The organism is Cryobacterium sp. TMT2-10 (assembly GCF_004403075.1).
In the GTDB taxonomy this organism is placed as follows: Bacteria; Actinomycetota; Actinomycetes; order Actinomycetales; family Microbacteriaceae; genus Cryobacterium; species Cryobacterium shii.
The window spans coordinates 39421-56832 of sequence record NZ_SOGW01000048.1 but is presented as its reverse complement, the minus strand read 5'-3'; the positions used below and the strand labels follow the sequence as shown (position 1 = coordinate 56832).

General features: G+C 69.8%; 16 protein-coding genes and 1 pseudogene. 13 read left to right on the top strand and 4 right to left on the bottom strand.

The window, feature by feature from the left end:
• The first annotated feature begins 106 nt into the window (after positions 1–106).
• Positions 107–916, top strand: coding sequence for a 1-acyl-sn-glycerol-3-phosphate acyltransferase (locus E3T37_RS05820; RefSeq protein WP_134365868.1), 810 nt, complete (start codon positions 107–109; stop codon positions 914–916).
• Here the strand turns inward: E3T37_RS05820 and E3T37_RS05815 are convergent.
• Entirely contained in the window at positions 913–1494 is a 582-nt protein-coding gene (locus E3T37_RS05815; protein ID WP_134365867.1) for a flavin reductase family protein, read from the bottom strand. The genes E3T37_RS05820 and E3T37_RS05815 overlap by 4 nt on opposite strands.
• Before the next feature lie 72 nt (positions 1495–1566).
• On the opposite strand from E3T37_RS05815, the gene hisD reads away from it, so the two are divergent.
• The 3 genes from hisD to E3T37_RS05800 are packed head-to-tail and all read left to right on the top strand — an operon-like array spanning position 1567 to position 4464.
• Positions 1567–2892 carry a histidinol dehydrogenase gene (gene hisD, locus E3T37_RS05810; protein ID WP_134365866.1) on the top strand — a complete coding sequence of 442 codons (1326 nt, stop codon included), beginning with the start codon at positions 1567–1569 and terminating at the stop codon, positions 2890–2892.
• A 12-nt stretch (positions 2893–2904) separates the two neighbouring features.
• Positions 2905–3399 (top strand): transcriptional regulator NrdR, encoded by a 495-nt coding sequence (gene nrdR / locus E3T37_RS05805; RefSeq protein WP_134365865.1) that lies wholly within the window; start codon positions 2905–2907, stop codon positions 3397–3399.
• 33 nt (positions 3400–3432) lie between these two features.
• On the top strand, positions 3433–4464 hold the full coding sequence (locus tag E3T37_RS05800; protein WP_134365864.1) for a quinone-dependent dihydroorotate dehydrogenase: 1032 nt from the start codon (positions 3433–3435) through the stop codon (positions 4462–4464).
• Positions 4465–4505: 41 nt separating this feature from the next.
• Here the strand turns inward: E3T37_RS05800 and E3T37_RS05795 are convergent, their stop codons facing one another.
• Entirely contained in the window at positions 4506–5558 is a 1053-nt protein-coding gene (locus E3T37_RS05795; RefSeq protein ID WP_134365872.1) for an App1 family protein, read from the bottom strand.
• 233 nt (positions 5559–5791) lie between these two features.
• Here E3T37_RS05795 and E3T37_RS05790 point away from each other — a divergent pair, with 233 nt between their 5' ends.
• From E3T37_RS05790 to E3T37_RS05770, 5 genes are read left to right on the top strand one after another with little or no spacing between them, the layout of a single operon-like run.
• Positions 5792–6445 carry a TetR/AcrR family transcriptional regulator gene (locus E3T37_RS05790; RefSeq protein ID WP_134365863.1) on the top strand — a complete coding sequence of 218 codons (654 nt, stop codon included), beginning with the start codon at positions 5792–5794 and terminating at the stop codon, positions 6443–6445.
• Between the two features lie 12 nt (positions 6446–6457).
• A complete protein-coding gene (locus E3T37_RS05785) occupies positions 6458–7345 on the top strand; it encodes an ABC transporter ATP-binding protein (protein WP_134365862.1) in 888 nt (295 codons plus the stop codon).
• The gene (locus E3T37_RS05780) at positions 7342–8028 is read left to right on the top strand and encodes an ABC transporter permease (RefSeq protein ID WP_134365861.1); all 687 of its coding nucleotides are present in this window, start codon (positions 7342–7344) and stop codon (positions 8026–8028) included. Before E3T37_RS05785 ends, E3T37_RS05780 begins: the two co-directional genes overlap by 4 nt.
• Positions 8025–8765 (top strand): ABC transporter permease, encoded by a 741-nt coding sequence (locus tag E3T37_RS05775; RefSeq protein WP_134365860.1) that lies wholly within the window; start codon positions 8025–8027, stop codon positions 8763–8765. The genes E3T37_RS05780 and E3T37_RS05775 overlap by 4 nt, the downstream gene beginning before the upstream one ends.
• Positions 8765–9691: an ABC transporter substrate-binding protein gene (locus E3T37_RS05770; protein ID WP_134365859.1), complete on the top strand. Its 927-nt coding sequence runs from the start codon at positions 8765–8767 to the stop codon at positions 9689–9691. The genes E3T37_RS05775 and E3T37_RS05770 overlap by 1 nt, the downstream gene beginning before the upstream one ends.
• Before the next feature lie 131 nt (positions 9692–9822).
• On the opposite strand, the gene E3T37_RS05765 is transcribed toward E3T37_RS05770, so the two are convergent.
• Together E3T37_RS05765 and E3T37_RS05760 are read right to left on the bottom strand one after the other, a co-directional pair.
• Complete coding sequence (locus E3T37_RS05765; RefSeq protein WP_134365858.1) at positions 9823–10761, bottom strand: M56 family metallopeptidase; 939 nt, start codon at positions 10759–10761, stop codon at positions 9823–9825.
• 118 nt (positions 10762–10879) lie between these two features.
• Positions 10880–11242, bottom strand: a pseudogene (locus E3T37_RS05760) (BlaI/MecI/CopY family transcriptional regulator); the annotation flags it as partial.
• A 97-nt stretch (positions 11243–11339) separates the two neighbouring features.
• Between E3T37_RS05760 and E3T37_RS05755 the strand changes: the two are divergent.
• Genes E3T37_RS05755 through cydC form a run of 4 tightly spaced genes read left to right on the top strand, consistent with a single transcriptional unit; the run spans position 11340 to position 17396 of the window.
• Positions 11340–12752 carry a cytochrome ubiquinol oxidase subunit I gene (locus E3T37_RS05755; protein WP_134365856.1) on the top strand — a complete coding sequence of 471 codons (1413 nt, stop codon included), beginning with the start codon at positions 11340–11342 and terminating at the stop codon, positions 12750–12752.
• A 9-nt stretch (positions 12753–12761) separates the two neighbouring features.
• A complete protein-coding gene (gene cydB / locus E3T37_RS05750; protein WP_134365855.1) occupies positions 12762–13778 on the top strand; it encodes a cytochrome d ubiquinol oxidase subunit II in 1017 nt (338 codons plus the stop codon).
• Positions 13779–13831: 53 nt separating this feature from the next.
• Complete coding sequence (gene cydD / locus E3T37_RS05745; RefSeq protein ID WP_134365854.1) at positions 13832–15493, top strand: thiol reductant ABC exporter subunit CydD; 1662 nt, start codon at positions 13832–13834, stop codon at positions 15491–15493.
• Positions 15486–17396: a thiol reductant ABC exporter subunit CydC gene (cydC, locus tag E3T37_RS05740; RefSeq protein ID WP_134365853.1), complete on the top strand. Its 1911-nt coding sequence runs from the start codon at positions 15486–15488 to the stop codon at positions 17394–17396. Before cydD ends, cydC begins: the two co-directional genes overlap by 8 nt.
• Positions 17397–17412 lie beyond the last annotated feature (16 nt).

The window sequence follows — 17412 nt, the reverse complement described above, 5'->3', positions numbered from 1 at the left end:
CGAGAGCGGCCCGCGTCGATGGCGAAAGACCACGAAATCGCGAATCCAGATGGCCGACGCCATCGAACATAAGAACATCACCCGCGACGACCAGTAGCCTTGGATCATGACACGGCGCGAGAGTGAACCCCTGTACACGACGGCGATCACGGCCGGCCGGGCCGTTTTCGGCCTGCTGCGCCTGAAGCCGTCCGTCACGGGCCTGAAGAACCTGCCGGACACCGGGGGAGCCGTGCTGGCGATCACCCACTTCGGCTACATGGACTTCGCCCTGGTCGAGTGGATGCTGTGGCACAAGAACCGGCGTCACATCCGTTTCATGGCCAAAAAGGGCGCGTTCGACCAGAAGCTCGTCGGGGTGCTGCTACGCGGAATGCGGCACATCTCGGTCGATATGAAGGCGGGTGCGGAAGCCTACGGCCAGGCCGTGAAGGCGCTGAAGGAGGGAGAACTGCTCGGAGTGTTTCCGGAGGGCGGCGTGAACGCGTCCTTCACCGTGCGGGAACTCAAGAGCGGCGCCGTCCGGATGGCCGCCGAGGCCGGAGTCCCGATCATCCCGATCGCCGTCTGGGGCGGCCACCGCCTGCTCACCAAGAATCACAAGCCATCGCTGCGCGAGGCATCCGGCGTTCCGGTCAGCTTCGCCGTCGGTGAGGCGTTCACGGTCGCCGAATTATCGGCGGCTGCGGGGGAGGACGCCCAATCGTTGACGCAGGCGCTCCACGGCACCCTCCAGGGTCTCGTCGACGGACTGCAGGCCGCCTACCCGGTCGACGGTGCGGGGCAATGGTGGCAGCCGCGGCACCTCGGGGGCACCGCGCCCACGCCCGAGGTGGCCGCCGTGGCCGAGGCCGAACGCCGCCGCCTGAGGGACGCGAAGGCCCAGGCCGGGTCGAGTAAGACCAGTCGGGGCTAGACCCGTCGGGGCTGGACATCGGCCCCCGGCACGCGGTAGGTGCGCTCGTGATAGAGCAGGGCCTGGTCGTTCTCGCCCATGCCGCCGGACTCGATCTTCACGACCACCACGGCGCTGTTGTGCACCAGGACGCGCTCGATGATCCGGCCCACCATCCATGAGGTGACGTCCTTCAGCACGGGCAGGCCGTGCGGTCCGGGTTGCCAGTGGTCGCCGTCGAAGCGTTTGTCGGCCGGACCGGACATCACCTCGGCGACGCCGCGGTTGCGCGCCCCGAGAATGTGGATGACGACCCGGTCGCTCTCGGCGATCGCAGGCCAGGTGCTGGCCGACCGGGCCATGTTGAAGGTGGCCAGGGGCGGGACCGACGAGAGGGAGGCCAGTGATGTGGCCGTGAACCCCACCGGGGTGCCGTCGGGCCGCAACGCGGTGACCACGGCGACGCCGGCGGCGTGACGCCGGAAGGCGTGCTTGAACGCGGCCAGGTCCAGCGGCGCATTGGGGTCCTCGGCCAGGGGAACGGCGGCTGGCACGGCGGCTGGTGCGGCGGCGTTCTGGGGCGTTTTGGTGTCGTTCATCTCAGTGACTCAATCTCCTCGGCGTTCAGACTATTCCCGGTGGGCGGGAGTTGATCGCTAGGCTGGAAGGCGATGATCCAGACTATTGACCTCAGAGGGACCCGGCCCACTCCGGCGGAATTGCTTGCGGCCGTCCCGCGCGCGCTCACCGACGTGACCGCGGCAAGCGATATCGCAGCCGAACTGATCGACGATGTACGGGCCAGGGGCGAGGATGCCCTCCTCGGCCAGGCGGAACGTCTCGACCGGGTGCGACCGGCCCACGTGCGGGTCCCCGCCTCCCACGTCGCCGAGGCGCTGGTCGGGCTGGAGCCCGCCGTGCGCACGGCCATCGAGGAGACCATCCGCCGGGTGCGCATCGCCAGCGCGGCCCAGGTCCCGCCGACCGTGACCACCACCATTGCCGACGGCGCCACCATCGTGCAGCGCTGGCAGCCGGTCAACCGGGTCGGCCTGTATGTGCCGGGCGGCAAGGCCGTCTACCCGTCCAGCGTCGTGATGAACGTGGTGCCCGCCCAGATCGCCGGCGTGTCCTCGATCGCGCTGGCCTCACCGCCGCAGAGCCACTTCGACGGCCGCGTGCACCCCACCATCCTCGCGGTCGCCGGTTTGCTCGGCATCGACGAGATCTACGCCATGGGCGGAGCCGGCGCCATCGGCGCATTCGCCTACGGCGTTCCCGGCCTCGGGCTCGACCCGGTGCAGCTCGTCACCGGACCCGGCAACGTGTACGTGGCCGCCGCGAAGCGCCTCGTCCGCGGGGTGACCGGCATCGATTCCGAGGCCGGCCCCACCGACATCCTCGTCATTGCGGATGCCTCCGCCGACCCGCGACTCGTCGCGGCAGACCTGGTCAGCCAGGCCGAGCACGACGAACTGGCCGCAGCCATGCTCGTCACCGACTCGGCCGTGCTCGCGGACGCCGTCGCCGAGCACCTCGTCGGGCTGATGGAGACCACCACCCACAGTGCCCGCGTCACCGCGTCGCTGAACGGGCGGCAGTCCGGGATCGTGCTCGTGGACGACGTGGCCGCGGCGGCCGCGTTCAGCAACGCCTTCGGACCGGAACACCTCGAGATCCAGACCCGGGACCCGGAAGCCGTCCTCGCCCTGATCGAGAACGCCGGCGCCATCTTCCTCGGCCCGCACTCCCCGGTCAGCCTCGGCGACTACGCGGCCGGCTCGAACCACGTGCTGCCCACGGGCGGGCAGGCCCGGTTCTCCTCCGGGCTCGGCGCCTACACCTTCCTCCGCCCGCAGCAGGTGGTCACGTACACCCGGGAGGCCCTGCGTGAGGTCGCCGGGCACATCGCGGCCCTGTCCGCCGCCGAGGCACTGCCGGCCCACGGGGACGCCGTCACCGCGCGTTTCGCCACCGCGCAATTCGGCACCGAGTAGGCTGGCAGCACAATGTTCTGCCCGTTCTGTCGCCACCCCGACTCCCGAGTCATCGACTCGCGCACGAGCGACGACGGACTCTCGATCCGCAGGCGCCGGCAGTGCCCGGAGTGCGGCCGCCGGTTCAGCACCACCGAGACGGCCAGCCTGAACATCGTCAAGCGCAGCGGGGTGGTCGAACCGTTCAGCCGGGACAAGATCGTCGCCGGCGTGCGCAAGGCCTGCCAGGGCCGCCCGGTGACCGATTCCGACCTGGCCATGCTGGCCCAGCGGGTCGAGGAGACCATCCGTCAGACGGGCTCGTCGCAGGTCGACGCGAACGACGTCGGCCTGGCGATCCTGCTCCCGCTGCGCGAACTCGACGAGGTGGCCTACCTGCGCTTCGCCAGCGTCTACCAGGCCTTCGACTCGCTCGAGGATTTCGAGGCCGCCATCTCCCAGCTCCGCATCGAGCACGGCGTCACCGCCGCAGCCCCGGCGGCCGCTGCCGGCCCGACCGAGCCCTAGAACCGAACCGCAGAACCGAACCTTAGAGGTCCCGTGTACCCGCTCGTCTTCTCGCTCTTCTTTGCCCGGCTCGACCCCGAACGCGCGCACCACCTGGCCTTCTCGGTGATCCGGGCCGTGCCCGCGCTGGGCTTCGGCCGCCTCGTGCACCGCTTCACCCGGCCCCGGACGGACCTCGGCGTCGACACCCTCGGGCTGCATTTCGCGTCGCCGTTCGGCCTCGCCGCCGGATTCGACAAAGACGGAAAGGCCGTCATCGGGCTCGGTCAGCTCGGCTTCGGCCATGTGGAGGTCGGCACGATCACGGCCGTCCCGCAGCCCGGAAACCCGACGCCGCGACTGTTCCGCCTGATCCCCGACCGTGCGGTGATCAACCGGATGGGGTTCAACAACGACGGCGCCCGCGCGGCCCGCGTACGCCTGTCCCGGGTGCGCGCCGTGCGTGGACGCCCGGTCCTCGGCATCAACATCGGCAAGAGCCGGGTCACGCCGGTGGAGGACGCCACGGCCGACTACCTGGCCAGTGCCGCCCTGCTGGCGCCCCTGGCCGACTACCTCGTGGTCAACGTCAGTTCGCCCAACACTCCCGGCCTGCGCGGTCTGCAGGAACTCGACCAGCTCGCCCCGCTGCTGCGCGCGGTCAAAGCCGAGGCCGGTGCCACCCCGCTGCTGGTCAAGATCGCCCCCGACCTCAGCGACGACGAGGTCACCCGCATCGCCGAACTGTCCGTGTCGCTTGGCCTCGACGGCATCATCGCCACCAACACCACGCTGTCCCGGGACGGGCTGAAAACGGATGCGGCCGTCGTCCTGGCCGCCGGCGCCGGCGGCCTCTCCGGCGCGCCGCTGCACGCCCGGTCCCTGGCCGTGCTCCGCCTGATCCGGGCGTCGGTGCCGGCCAGCCTCTGCGTGATCTCCGTCGGGGGCGTGGAAACGGCCGAACAGGTCGCCGAACGGCTCGCTGCCGGGGCCACCCTCGTGCAGGGGTACACCGGTTTCCTCTACCGCGGGCCGCTCTGGGCGCGCCAGATCAACCGGGGGCTGGATCGTATCCTGGCGGCCTGACGTCCGTTCCGAGGCCATCCAGGGTCCACGGGCGGGACCGGCTAGAGCAGGCCGCGCTCCGCGAGCTGGCGAGCCAGGCTCGCGCCGTCCGGGCCGTAGACCCAGCGCGGGTCGTGCGGCTCCTCCACGGTGTCTGTGACGACTTTGGCAGCCTTGGCCGGGCGTCCGGCCAGTACGGCCTCACCCGGCGACAGCTGGCGGATCGCGACCGTCTCCACGCTGCCGGGGAAGTCCCGCTGGAACTCGCCGTAGATGGCCTCATCGTGCTGGCCGTCGTCGCCGATCAGAATCCAGCGGATCTCCGGGAACTCCTGGGCCAGGCGCCGCAGATTCGCCCGCTTGTGATCCTGACCGCTGCGGAACCAGCGGTCGTGGGTCGGGCCCCAGTCGGTGAGGAGGAGCGCCCCGGAGGGGTACAGGTTGCGAGACAGGAATCGGGTCAGCGTCGGAGCGACGTTCCAGGCGCCGGTCGAGAGGTAGATCATCGGGGCGCCCTCCGCGGTGGCGGCCAGCCGGTCCAGCAGAACCGCCATGCCCGGGGTCGGAACGCGGGCATGCTCGTCGAGCACGAAGGTGTTCCAGGCGGCGAGCAGCGGCCGGGGGAGGGTGGTGACCATGACCGTGTCGTCGATATCGGAGATGATGCCGTGGCTCACGGAGGGCGCAACGATGAAGATGGGGGCGTCGACCGGCTGGAACGCGTCATCCGTGTGCAGCTGGGCCACGTGCCAGCCGGGCGTGAGCTTCACCTGGACGACCGTGTCGACCACGCCGCCGCGGTCGGCGCGCACGCGATGGGTGCTGCCGTTGATCTCGATGGTCACGGTCACGTCGTTGACCGGCACGCTGGTGAAACTGCGCCAGCCACGAATGCCCGCGTCCCGCCGCTCGGCCCGCCAACGATGGTGAACCGTTCTGGCCGGCTTCTCCGGCTTTTCCGGCTTGGCCAGGAGCACGCGGCAGAGGATGCGCACCCACTCGGTCGAGCCGTAGCCGGCATAGGGGATGACGGTCGGCAGGTAGCCGCGTTTGCGGGCCGAGCGTTCCCGCTTGAAATGCAGCCAATCCTCGACGCGGGCCGCGCGATGCATCATCTTCGCGGGTGCGCCCGTGGGCAGGATTCGAGGAGACGTCGACACAGTCCCTAGTCTCGCACGCGCCGGCCGCGGTCAAACCCGCGCCCGCGGCGGAAACCGCATCGGCAGCGCGCGGCGGCATCCGTGGAAAAAACGCGGGTTTCTCACATTCACCGGCGGGGCGCGCCGTTCCTGGCATCCGGAGCGTGTTTTGCACCGTAGGCTGATGACTTATCTTTCAAGGAGGACAAGTGTCACTCAGTGACCTTTTCGGTGGGGATCCTTTCGTACCGGGCCAGACGGTTCGGACCGAGCCAATTCAGCAGCGCAGCACGGCACGCCTGTCCGGCCTGCTCGACGCCGCTGCCGTCGTCGTCGACGAGGTGGGCTTCGACCGCATCACCACGGCGATGGTGGCCGAGCGCGCCGGGGCGTCGATCGGTACCGTGTACCGCTACTACCCCGACCGGGTGGCCGTGCTGCAGGCGCTGCGGGAGCGAGCGGTGCAGCGGTACCGGCAGCGGGTGGCGGATGAGCTCAAGCAGAGCTCCCCGCAGACCTGGTGGGACGCCGTCGACTGCTCCATCACGGCCTTCGTCGACCTGTATCGTTCCGAGCCGGGTTTTCGCATCATGCACTTCTCGGACCGTGAACTGTCCCCGATCACCGCCGATCTCGACTCCGGATTCTTCGCCCGGCAGCTGGCCGTGGTCCTCGCGGAGGAGTTCGGCCTCGCTGGCGGCGCCGAGCTGACTTTCCGCCTCGAAGTTGCGGTCGAGATGGCCGATTCGATCCTGTCCCGCGCGTTCCGGGCGAACCCCCAGGGCGACGAGCGTTTCATCGCGGAATGCCGACGTGTCATGCAGGATTACCTCCTCGGCTACTACGGGCCGGGCACCGCCTAGAAAGCGACTTCCATGATCGAGTTCCGCTCGGTGAGCAAACAGTTCCCGGACGGCACCCTGGCCGTTGAGGACTTCAGCCTGACCCTCCCGTCACACCAGACGACGGTGCTGGTCGGGTCGTCGGGTTCCGGCAAGACCACCCTGTTGCGCATGATCAACCGGATGGTCGACCCGTCGTCCGGCGCGATCGAGATCGACGGCGTCGGCATCCACACCCTCGAGCCCGTGCAGCTCCGCCGCCGCATCGGCTATGTGATGCAGAATTCCGGCCTGCTGCCGCACCGCACCGTGATCGACAATGTGGCCACCGTGCCCCTCCTGCGCGGGACGCCGAAGAAGAATGCCAGGCAGGACGCCCTGGCCCTGCTCGACACCGTCGGCCTGGACCGCTCCCTCGCGGACCGGTACCCGAGCCAGCTGTCCGGCGGACAGCAGCAGAGGGTGGGCGTCGCCCGTGGACTCGCGGTCAACCCCAACATCCTGCTGATGGACGAGCCTTTCGGGGCCGTCGACCCGATCGTTCGGGCGGAGCTGCAGCAGGAACTGATCCGGCTGCAGAGCGAGCTCGGAAAGACCGTCGTTTTCGTCACGCACGACATCGAGGAGGCGTTTCTCCTGGGCGACCAGGTCGTGATCCTGCGCGAGGGCGGCCGGATCGCGCAGATTGGCTCGCCGGCCGAGATCCTGGCCAACCCGGCCGACGATTTCGTGGCCAGCTTCGTCGGAGCCGACCGCGGCAAGCGCGCCCTGCATCTGGAGCGCCGGGGCGACGGTGACGTCCTCGTTGACAGCGAGGGGCGTCTGGCCGGAGTACTAGTGCCCGGCGGCCGGCCCCACGAGACAAAGGCCGGCCCGTTCCCGGGGCCGGGTGCTCCGGCGCAGGGTGGGGAGCCGCAGTGACCTGGATCTGGTCGAATCTGGACCTCATCTGGGATCGCACCCTCGATCACCTCGTCCTCAGCGTGCCGCCGATCGTCTTCAGCTTCCTGATCGCGCTGCCGCTCGGCTGGCTCGCGAACCGGTACCGGCTCAGCCGGGGCGTCATCCTGACCGTCAGCGGGCTACTCTACGCCATCCCGTCCCTGCCGCTCTTCTTCGTGCTCCCGGCCATCGTGGGCACCAGCCTCCGATCGCCCCTGAACCTGGTCATCGCCCTGACCCTCTACGGCGTGGCGCTGATGGTGCGCGTGGTGGCCGACGGCCTGGCATCCGTGGACGCGGACGTGCGCCAGTCGGCCGTCGCGCTCGGCTACTCCGGCTGGAGCATCTTCTGGCAGGTGGAACTGCCGCTCTCCGGCCCCGTTCTCCTCGCCGGCCTCCGGGTCGTGGCGGTCAGCACGGTCAGCCTCGCCACGGTGGGGGCTGTGATCGGCGCCCAGAGCCTCGGCAGTCTCTTCACGGATGGCTTCCAGCGCGGCATCGAGGCCGAAATCATCGCCGGCATTGTGGCGACCGTGCTGGTCGCGCTCCTGCTCGACGGGGCGCTCGTCGTTCTCGGCCGGGTCGCCCTGCCGTGGACGCGCCCGGCCGGCTCGAACGGGGCCGCCGCGCGCGAGGCCCGGATCGTCGAGGTCACCACATGAACCTCTTTGTCGACGCACTGAACTGGATCCTCGACCCGGCCAACTACACCGGGCCGGGCGGCATCTCCGTGCGCCTGGTCGAGCACCTCGGCTTCACCGTCGTGGCGCTGCTGATGGCCTCCGCCATCGCCATCCCGTGCGGGTTCGTCATCGGCCACACCGGCCGTGGCCGCGGCCTGGCCGTGGCCACGTCCGGCGGGCTCAGGGCCATCCCGACCCTCGGGCTGCTCACCCTGGTGGCGCTCTGGATCGGGATCGGGCTCGGCGCCCCGTACGTGGCGCTCACCGTGCTGGCGATCCCGCCGATCCTCGCGGGCGCCTACACGGGCTTCGAAGCGATCGACCGGGCCGTCATCGACTCCGCGCGGTCCGTGGGCATGTCCGAGGCCCAGATCGTGCGCACGGTCGAGATCCCGCTGGGCCTGCCGCTGCTGATCGCCGGGTTGCGGTCCGCCACCCTCCAGGTCGTCGCCACAGCGACCCTGGCCGCGTATGTGGCGGATTTCGGACTCGGCCGGTTCCTGTTCGCCGGCCTCAAGACGAGAGACTATGGGGAGATGCTCGGCGGATCCATCCTCGTCATCCTGCTCGCTTTCGCGCTCGAGGGAATATTCACCGTTGTGCAGAGACTTGTCGTCCCTAGAGGTGTTGCGTCCGGACGCCTCCCAGTCGACCGGGCCAGGTCAGCCAGACCCAGCCCGGGGATGGAACCCGCCATCACGGAAGGAAACCACTAATGTTCACAGTGAATAAAGGCCGGCTCGCGGCAGTCGCCGCGGTCGCGGTTGGGGCCGTCGTAGCCCTTGCAGGGTGTGCGTCCGGTGACCCGCTGGACTCCGGAAGTTCCGGCTCCGGTGATTCCGGGACCCTGGTCGTCGGTTCCCAGGACTACTACTCCAACGAAATCGTCGCCGAAATCTATGCCCAGGCGCTCGAGGCGAACGGCGTGACGGTCGACCGCCAGTTCAAAATCGGCCAGCGCGAGGTCTACCTGCCCGAGATCAAGGGCGGGGCCATCGACGTCTTCCCCGAATACACCGGAAGCCTGCTGCAGGCTCTCGACTCGAAGGCCGCCGGCGGCACCGCCGCCGAGACCTACGCCGAACTGCAGGATGCGCTACCGGAGGGCCTGAGCGTGCTGGACATGGCGGCCGCGACGGACCAGAACTCCTGGACCGTGACGCAGGCCTTCGCCGACAAGTACAAGCTGACGGACATCGCGTCGCTCAAGAACGTGACCGAGCCGATCACGGTGGGCGGCAACTCCGAGCTGGAGACCCGGCCCTACGGGCCGACGGCGCTCAAGGAGAAGTACGGCATCGAGACCGCCGGGTTCAAGCCGGTCGAGGATGGCGGCGGCCCGCTCACCGTCAAGGCCCTGGTCGACAACGACATCCAGCTGGCTAACATCTACACGGCCAGCCCCAACATCAAGTCGGACAACCTCGTGGCCCTGCAAGACCCCGACGGGCTGTTCTTCCCGGACAACGTCGTGCCCGTCGTGTCCAAGAAGGTCGACGACAGGGCCGCCGCGGTGCTGAACAAGGTCAGTGCCGCCCTGAGCGCCGAAGACCTGGTCAGCCTCAACTCCGAGAGCGTGAACGACCAGCTCTCGGCCGAGAAGATCGCGGCCGCCTGGCTCAAGCAGGCGAACCTCTTCTAGGCATCCCTCACCAATTCGACGGAGATTCTGCGCCCACGGGCCGGTTTTCGGCCCAAAACGGTCCGGAAGCCGAGAATCTCCGTCGAATTGGTTCGCGCGGCGGTCAGGCAGCGACGCTCAGGCAGCGACGCTCAGGCAGCGAAGAGGAGGAGCGTCGGCAGCACCAGGAGCGACGCCGAACACGTCACTGCGGCCACGACGACGGGGAGCGGCAGGGCCGGCGGAGGCGTGAGCAGCCGGCGCACCCGCGGGGTGACGAGGTCGAACGGATGGTCGGGGCCGCCGCCCGGGACGACGTCCCCGCCCAGCGGGTCCACCTGGTGCGCCGACCCGACCAGCGCGATGGCGGTCGCCAGCGTGCGGTCGGGCACCACGCGCCTGGCCCGGTCGTCGGCGAGCATCTCCACCAGCAGGGCGACCGCGTTCTCGGCGCGATTGGCGATGGGAAACCACGGCAGGGAGCTGTGCCAGGACTTGAACGCGAGCAGCACGAGATGGTGCTGCTGCAGCAGGTGGGCGCGCTCATGCTCGATCACCCCGCGCAACTGGTCCTCGTCGAGCAGCCGGAGCAGGCCCATCGACAGGACGGTCGCCGACCGGGCCGCGCCGGGCAGGCAGTAGGCCACGGGCGCGTCATGGTCGATGACGTGCATCCCCGGTCTGTCCGGCACCGGATGGCTGAGCAGACCGATCAGATGATGGTGCCGCCGGTGCTGCCGTTCCGCGCGAAAGAAGGTCGCCGCGAGGTTCAGCAGCAGGTGACCGCCGAGGATCAGGGCCCCGCACAGCATCAGCACCGACGTGAGCGTCGTGCCGGCCGGAAGGGTACCGGCCCCGAGATGCCCGGCCAGCGAACGGATGCCGCCCGGCAGGTCGCTGCCGAAGGGGAGGAGCCCGAAGGCGAGGAGCGAGCCGATCATGGACAGGCCGCCGGCCAGGGCGATGGACTGCCACAGCGTCAGGGCGAGAACGGGGGAGCCCACCGGCCAGCGCGCACCGGCCAGGAGGATCGGGATCGGGCCGGCGAGGGCGACGGCCACGACCATCAGGCCTATCGCGGTGACGAGCACGCGGATCCCGGCTGCACGCGACTCACTCGCGGCGGATGGTGCTGGTGCTGGTGCTGGTGCTGGTGCTGCTGGTGCTCGCGCTGCTGGTGTTCGTCGCGGGGGTGCTCGTTCTGATGGTGCCGAGGAGGTGCCGCAGCGCCTCGGCCTCCGCGGGGCTGACGTTGCCGATGAACCGGGCCAGGGCCGCCTGGCGGTCGGGAGCCGACCCGAGCACCTCGTGCATCAACTCGGCGGTGTGTTCGGCCCGGGTCGTGACCGCCCGGTACCGGTGCGGGCGCGCGTCCCGGTCGCGGGTCACGAAGCCCTTCGTTTCCAGCCGGGACAGCACGGTCAGCACCGTCGTGGTGGCCAGGGGCTTCTTGCTGGCCGCCACGGCCGCCGGGGTGAGCAGCCGGTCGCGCAGGTCCGTGGCGGGCAGGGACTCCCCGGAGTCCCAGAGCACATCCATCAGCAGTCTCTCGAGCACGCCCAAATTCCCCATAAGGGGGAGTGTAACAAGGATGAATACCGCAGTTCTACGGCGGGTAGAAGGGTAATGTCTTCTACGTATTGTAGAAACCGAAGTCGCTGGAGGGCGCATGAACGAGTGGCTGGATCCCTTACTCCTGTCGAGATGGCAGTTCGGTCTGACCACCGTCTACCATTTCCTGTTCGTCCCGCTGACGATCGGCCTCGCGCTGACCGTGGCGATCTTCCAGTCCGCCTGGGTGCGCACGGACAAGGCCAAGTACCTGCAGCTCACCCACTTCTTCGGCAAGATCTTCCTGATCAACTTCGCCATGGGCGTCGTCACCGGAATCGTGCAGGAATTCCAGTTCGGGATGAACTGGTCCGATTACTCCCGCTTCGTCGGTGACGTCTTCGGCGCCCCGCTCGCGTTCGAGGGGATCACCGCGTTCTTCCTTGAAGCCACCTTCATCGGGCTGTGGATCTTCGGCTGGGACAAGCTGCCGCGCGGCCTTCACCTGGCGACGATCTGGCTGACCGTCGCCGGCAGCATCGCCTCCGCCTACTTCATCCTGGCCGCGAACGCGTTCATGCAGAACCCGATCGCCTTCCGCATCAACGAGACGCGCGGGCGAGCGGAGCTGACGGATATCGGCGAGTTGCTGACGAATCCGATCGCCCTGGCCTCGTTCCCGCACACGATCTTCGCCTGCTTCATGGTGTCATCCGGCCTCGTCATCTCGGTGGCCGCCTGGCACCTGGCCCGCAAGCAGAACGAGGACACCATGCGTCCCGCTCTCAAATTCGGGATGTGGATGATGGTCATCTCCGGCGCGCTGACGACCTTCTTCGGCGACTCGCTGAGCCTGGCGATGACCGCGGCGCAGCCCATGAAGATGGCGGCCGCCGAGGCCATGTACAAGACGGCGACCGGGGCCAACGCCTCCTTCTCCATCTTCACCCTCGGCACCCCGGACGGTGTCAGCGAGCTGTTCTCCGTGCGCATCCCCTACCTCCTGTCATTCCTGTCGACGCACACCCTGGACGGCACCGTCGAGGGCATCGACAACCTGCAGGCGCAGTACGTGACCCTGTACGGCCCGGGCGATTACACGCCCACGATCTGGATCACCTACTGGGCGTTCCGCTGGATGATCGGTCTCGGCATCGCGCACATCCTGGTCGCCGTCGTCGGGCTCTGGCTGACCCGCAACGGGCGCACCCCGAAGGCCGCGTGGATCTGGAAGGTCGCCATCTGGAGCTTCCCGTTCTCGCTGCTCGCCATGAGCGTCGGCTGGGTCTTCACCGAGATGGGCCGCCAGCCCTGGCTCGTGTTCGGGCTGCTGCGCACCCAGGACGGGGTGTCGCCCAATGTCAGCGGTCTCGAGATCCTGATCTCGCTGGTCGCGTTCACACTGATCTACGGCATCCTCGCCGTCGTCGAATTCAAACTGATCCTCCAGGCTGTGAAGAAGGGACCCGCCCCCGCGCCGGTTCCCGACCCGGTTTCGGGCCAGGTCAAGCCACAGGTCACGGTGTACTAGGAGCTCATGATGGAACTCAACATTCTCTGGTTCTGGATCATCGCCGCGATGTTCATCGGCTACTTCGTGCTCGACGGCTTCGACTTCGGCGTCGGGATGTCCCTGCCCTTCCTCGGCAAGGACGACCTCGACCGTCGCGTCATCATCAACACCATCGGCCCGGTCTGGGACCTGAACGAAACCTGGGTCATCGTCGCCGGGGCCTCGCTCTTCGCGGCATTCCCGGAATGGTACGCGACGATGTTCAGCGGGTTCTACCTGGCCCTGCTCGTGATCCTGCTCGCGCTGATCGTGCGCGGCGTGTCGTTCGAATACCGCCACCAGCGGCCCGAATCCGTATGGAAGGCGCGCTTCGACCTCATGATCGTCGTGGGGTCCGCGGTCCCCGCCCTGCTCTGGGGCGTGGCCTTCGCCAACGTCGTCCAGGGCGTGCAGCTGGATGCCGGGCACAACTACATCGGCACCTTCTTCGACCTGCTGAACCCGTACGCCCTGCTCGGCGGGCTGACCACGCTCCTGCTCTTCTTCACCCACGGCGTGGTGTTCATCTCCCTGAAGACGGAGGGCGACATCCGTCAGCGGGCCCAGAAGCTGGCCGTGAAGGCCGGCCTCGTGACGATCCTGGTCGCCGCGTCCTTCCTGCTCTGGACCACGCTGGTCTTCGGCAGCGTCGCGACGGCCGTCTTCGCGGGCGTCGCGGCGGCCGCGCTGATCGCGTCGTTCCTCGCAAATCTGCGCGGGTCGGAGGGCTGGGCGTTCACGCTGATGGCGGCGACGATCGCCTTCGCCGTGCTGACGCTCTTCGCCTCCCTGTTCCCCGACGTGATGCCGGCGAGCAACGACGCGGCCAACAGCCTGACCATCGACAACGCCTCGTCGACGCCGTACACACTCCAGGTGATGAGCTGGACGGCCCTGTTCGCGATGCCGGTCATCCTGCTCTACCAGGGCTGGACCTACTGGGTGCTGCGCAAGCGGGTCAGCCGGAAGACCGTGACGGCGGCGGTAGACTCCGCCGTCCACTGAGTCCGCCCTTCGCTGAGTCCGCCGCACATTGAATCCGCCGTAAACTGAAACGGATGCGCCCTCTCGATCCCCGGCTTCTCCGCTACGCGACCGCCGCCCGGTGGTTCCTGGCAGCCGGAGCCGTGCTCGGGCTGGCGCAGACCGTCACGGTGATCGCGTTCTCCTGGCTGCTCAGCCAGAGCATCACGCTCGCGGTGGCCGGCGCGCAGAGGAGCGAACTGGCCGGCACGATCGGCGCCCTCGCCGGCGTCGTCGTCGTGCGCGCGGTGCTGGTCTGGCTGCTCGAGGTCGCCGCCACCCGCGGGGCGGCCTCGGTCAAGAGCCAGCTGCGGCGCCAGGTGCTCGACCGGCTCGCCGAACGGGGCCCCGACTGGCTGGCCGGCCGGCAGAGCGCGAGCGTGGCCACCCTGGTGACGCAGGGCCTTGACGCGCTGGACAACTACTTCGCCCGTTACCTGCCCCAGCTGCTGCTCGCCGGCATCGCCACGCCCCTGCTGATCCTGGTCATGCTCTGGCAGGACCTGCCCAGCGGGATCACCGTGATCGTGGTGCTGCCGTTCATCCCGGTCTTCATGATTCTGATCGGCCAGGCCACCCTGGCCGTACAGCGTCAGCAATGGGACTCCCTGCACCGGCTGTCCACCGGGTTCCTCGACCTGGTCGGGGGCCTCGGCACACTGAAGATCTACGGCCGGCAGGCCCGCCAGTTCGAGCGGGTGCGCACCATCACCGACGACTACCGCACGCGCACCATGAAGGTGCTGCGGGTCTCCTTCCTCAGCGGCTTCGTGCTGGAACTGGCGGCCAGCCTGTCGGTGGCCCTCGTCGCCGTGTCGATCGGCCTGCGTCTGGTGGATGGCAGCCTCTCCCTCGGGGTCGGGCTCTTCGTGCTGCTGCTGGCCCCGGAGGCGTTCCTGCCCGTGCGCCAGGTCGGCGCCCAGTTCCACGCCGCGGCCGACGGGCTCGCGGCCTCCGAAGAGGTCTTCGCCCTCCTCGACGAGGGCCGGCCGGACTCCGCGCCGGCCCCGGTCTCCGCGTCCGTCCCGGTCCCGTCGCCGAGCCCGGTGCTGCCGAAGCCGGGCGGCCCGCTCCGGTTCGAACAGGTCACGATCCGGCGGGGCACGGATGCCACGGTGTCCGATTTCAGCGCCGTCTTCCGCCCGGGGCAGCTGGCCGTGGTCGTCGGCCCGAGCGGAGCCGGAAAATCCACCCTGGTGGCGGCCCTGCAGGGTTTCGTCCCGTTCGAGGGCCGCATCAGCCTCGGCGACCGCGCCCTGACCCCGGGCACCGGCCGGCCCCAGCTGGCCTGGGCCGGGCAGCGACCCGGACTCTTCCAGGGAACGATCGCCGACAATCTTGCCCTCGGCGACGCATCCGTCGACCCGGCCGCGGTGACGACCGCACTGGCCTGGGCCGGGGCGGCCGACCTGGCCCCGGACACGCTGCTCGGCGTCGCCGGGGCGGGGCTGTCCGGCGGGCAGTCCCAGCGGGTCGCCGCGGCGCGGGCGATCTACCGTGCCCGCACCCACGGCTGCTCCATCGTGGTGCTCGACGAACCCAGTTCGGCCCTCGACGCCGCGGCGGAGACGCTACTCGCCGCAGGGCTGCGCCGACTGGCCGACGAGGGGCGGATCGTGATCGTGGTCAGCCACCGCCCCGCCCTGCGCGCCGCCGCCGACCAGATCGTGCAGCTGAGTGAGGTGGCCCATGTCTGAGCAAACCGTGCCCGAAGACACCGTGCCGGAAGACACCGTGCCGGAAGACACCGTGCCGGAAAACACAGTGCCGGAAAACACCGTGCCGGAAAACACCGTGCCGGAAAACACCGTGCCTGAAAAACCCGCGCCGGAGACCTGTGGGTCTGGGAACGCGGACCCGTCGGCGGTGCGGACGGTGCTCCGGCTCGCCCAGCCGCGCGCGCGCCGGTTCGCCCCCGGCCTGGCCGCCGGCGTGGCGAGCGCGATCTTCGCGGTGGCCCTGCTGGCCTCCTCAGCCTGGCTGATCACCCGCGCCGCCGAACAGCCGCCGATCATGTTCCTCTCGATGGCCGTCGTCGGCGTGCGGGCCTTCGCCCTGGGCCGGTCCGCCTTCCGGTACCTGCAACGGCTGGCCAGCCACGACGCCGCCTTCCGCCAGCTCGCCGACCTGCGCCTGGGCGTGTTCGCCCGGCTCGTGCCCCTCGCCCCGGCCGGGCTCTCGAACACCGGCCGCGGGGACCTGCTCACCCGCCTCGTCCGCGACGTCGACGACCTGCAGGACCTGCCGTTGCGGGTCGTGCAGCCGCTCGCGACCGCCGGCATCCTCGCGGCCCTGAGCGTGTTCGGGGTCTGGCTGGTGCTCCCGGCGGCCGCCCTGACGCTGGCCCTGGCCCTCCTCCTCGCCGGCGTCGTCGCGACGCTTGCCTCCAGCGCCCTGTCCGCCCGGTCGGAGCGGGAACTCGCCCCCCTGCGTGGAGCCCTCGCGGGCGAGGTGCTCGAGGTCGTCGAGAACCTCGACGTGCTCACCGCCTTCGGCGCCCTCCCCGGGCGGCTGGACACCCTGGCGGCGGCCGACGACCGGTTGCGCCGGGCCTCCCTGCGTCGCTCACTGGGCGTGGGCGTGCAGGGCGCCGTGCTGTCCCTGTTCGCGGGCGCCGCGACCGTCGGGGCCCTGTGGGTCGGCATCCCGGAGCTCCTCAACTCCGGGCCCGACGGTGCGGGCCTGGTCACCGGGGCCGGCGCACTGACCGGGCCGGGCTTCGCCGTCGTCGTCCTCGTGCCGATGGCGGTCTTCGAGGTGTTCGGCCTGATCCCCCTGGCGCTCGGCGTGTGGCGGCAGGTGCGCTCCAGCGCCCGCCGGGTGACCTCGGCCGTCCCGGCGGAGGTCCCGCCGGAGATCCCGCTCGATGCCTCGCTCGATGCGCTGCTGGACACCCCGCTCGACACCCCACCCGGCGTCGGCGTCACCGTGGGCGCGCGGCCGGTCCTCGAACTGGCCGGCCTGGGCGCGAGCTGGCCCGGCACGGATGCCCCGGCGCTCACCGACGTCACCCTGCGCCTGGCGCCCGGCGACCGGGTGCACCTCTTCGGCCCGAGCGGCGCCGGAAAGAGCACCCTCACCCTGGTCCTGGTGCGCTTCCTCGACTACACGGGCTCCTACCGGCTCGACGGCGTCGAGGCGCGCACGCTGCCCCAGGACGCGGTGCGGGCGCGCGTCGGACTGTGCGAGCAGCGCCCCTGGCTCTTCGACGACAGCATCCGTCAGAACCTGCTCTTCGCCCGCGACACCGCCACCGACGACGACCTTCTGGCCGTTCTCGGCCGGGTGGGCCTGGGCGCCTGGACCCGTCAGCGCGGCGGCCTCGACGCTCGGGTGGGGGAGCAGGGCGCCCTGGTCTCGGGCGGCCAGGCCCAGCGGATCGCGCTGGCCCGCGCACTGCTCGCGGATTTCCCGGTGCTCATCGTCGACGAACCGACCGCGAACGTCGACGAAGCCCAGGGCGAGCAGCTGGTCCGCGACATCCTGGAGACGGCCGCCGAAGACGGACGCGCCGTGCTGCTGATCTCGCACACCCCGGTGCCCGACGAGCTGATCACCGCGCGCGTCACCGTGCCCGGCCCGGCACGCCCGCGGCGATAGACGCGACGCTCGCGAC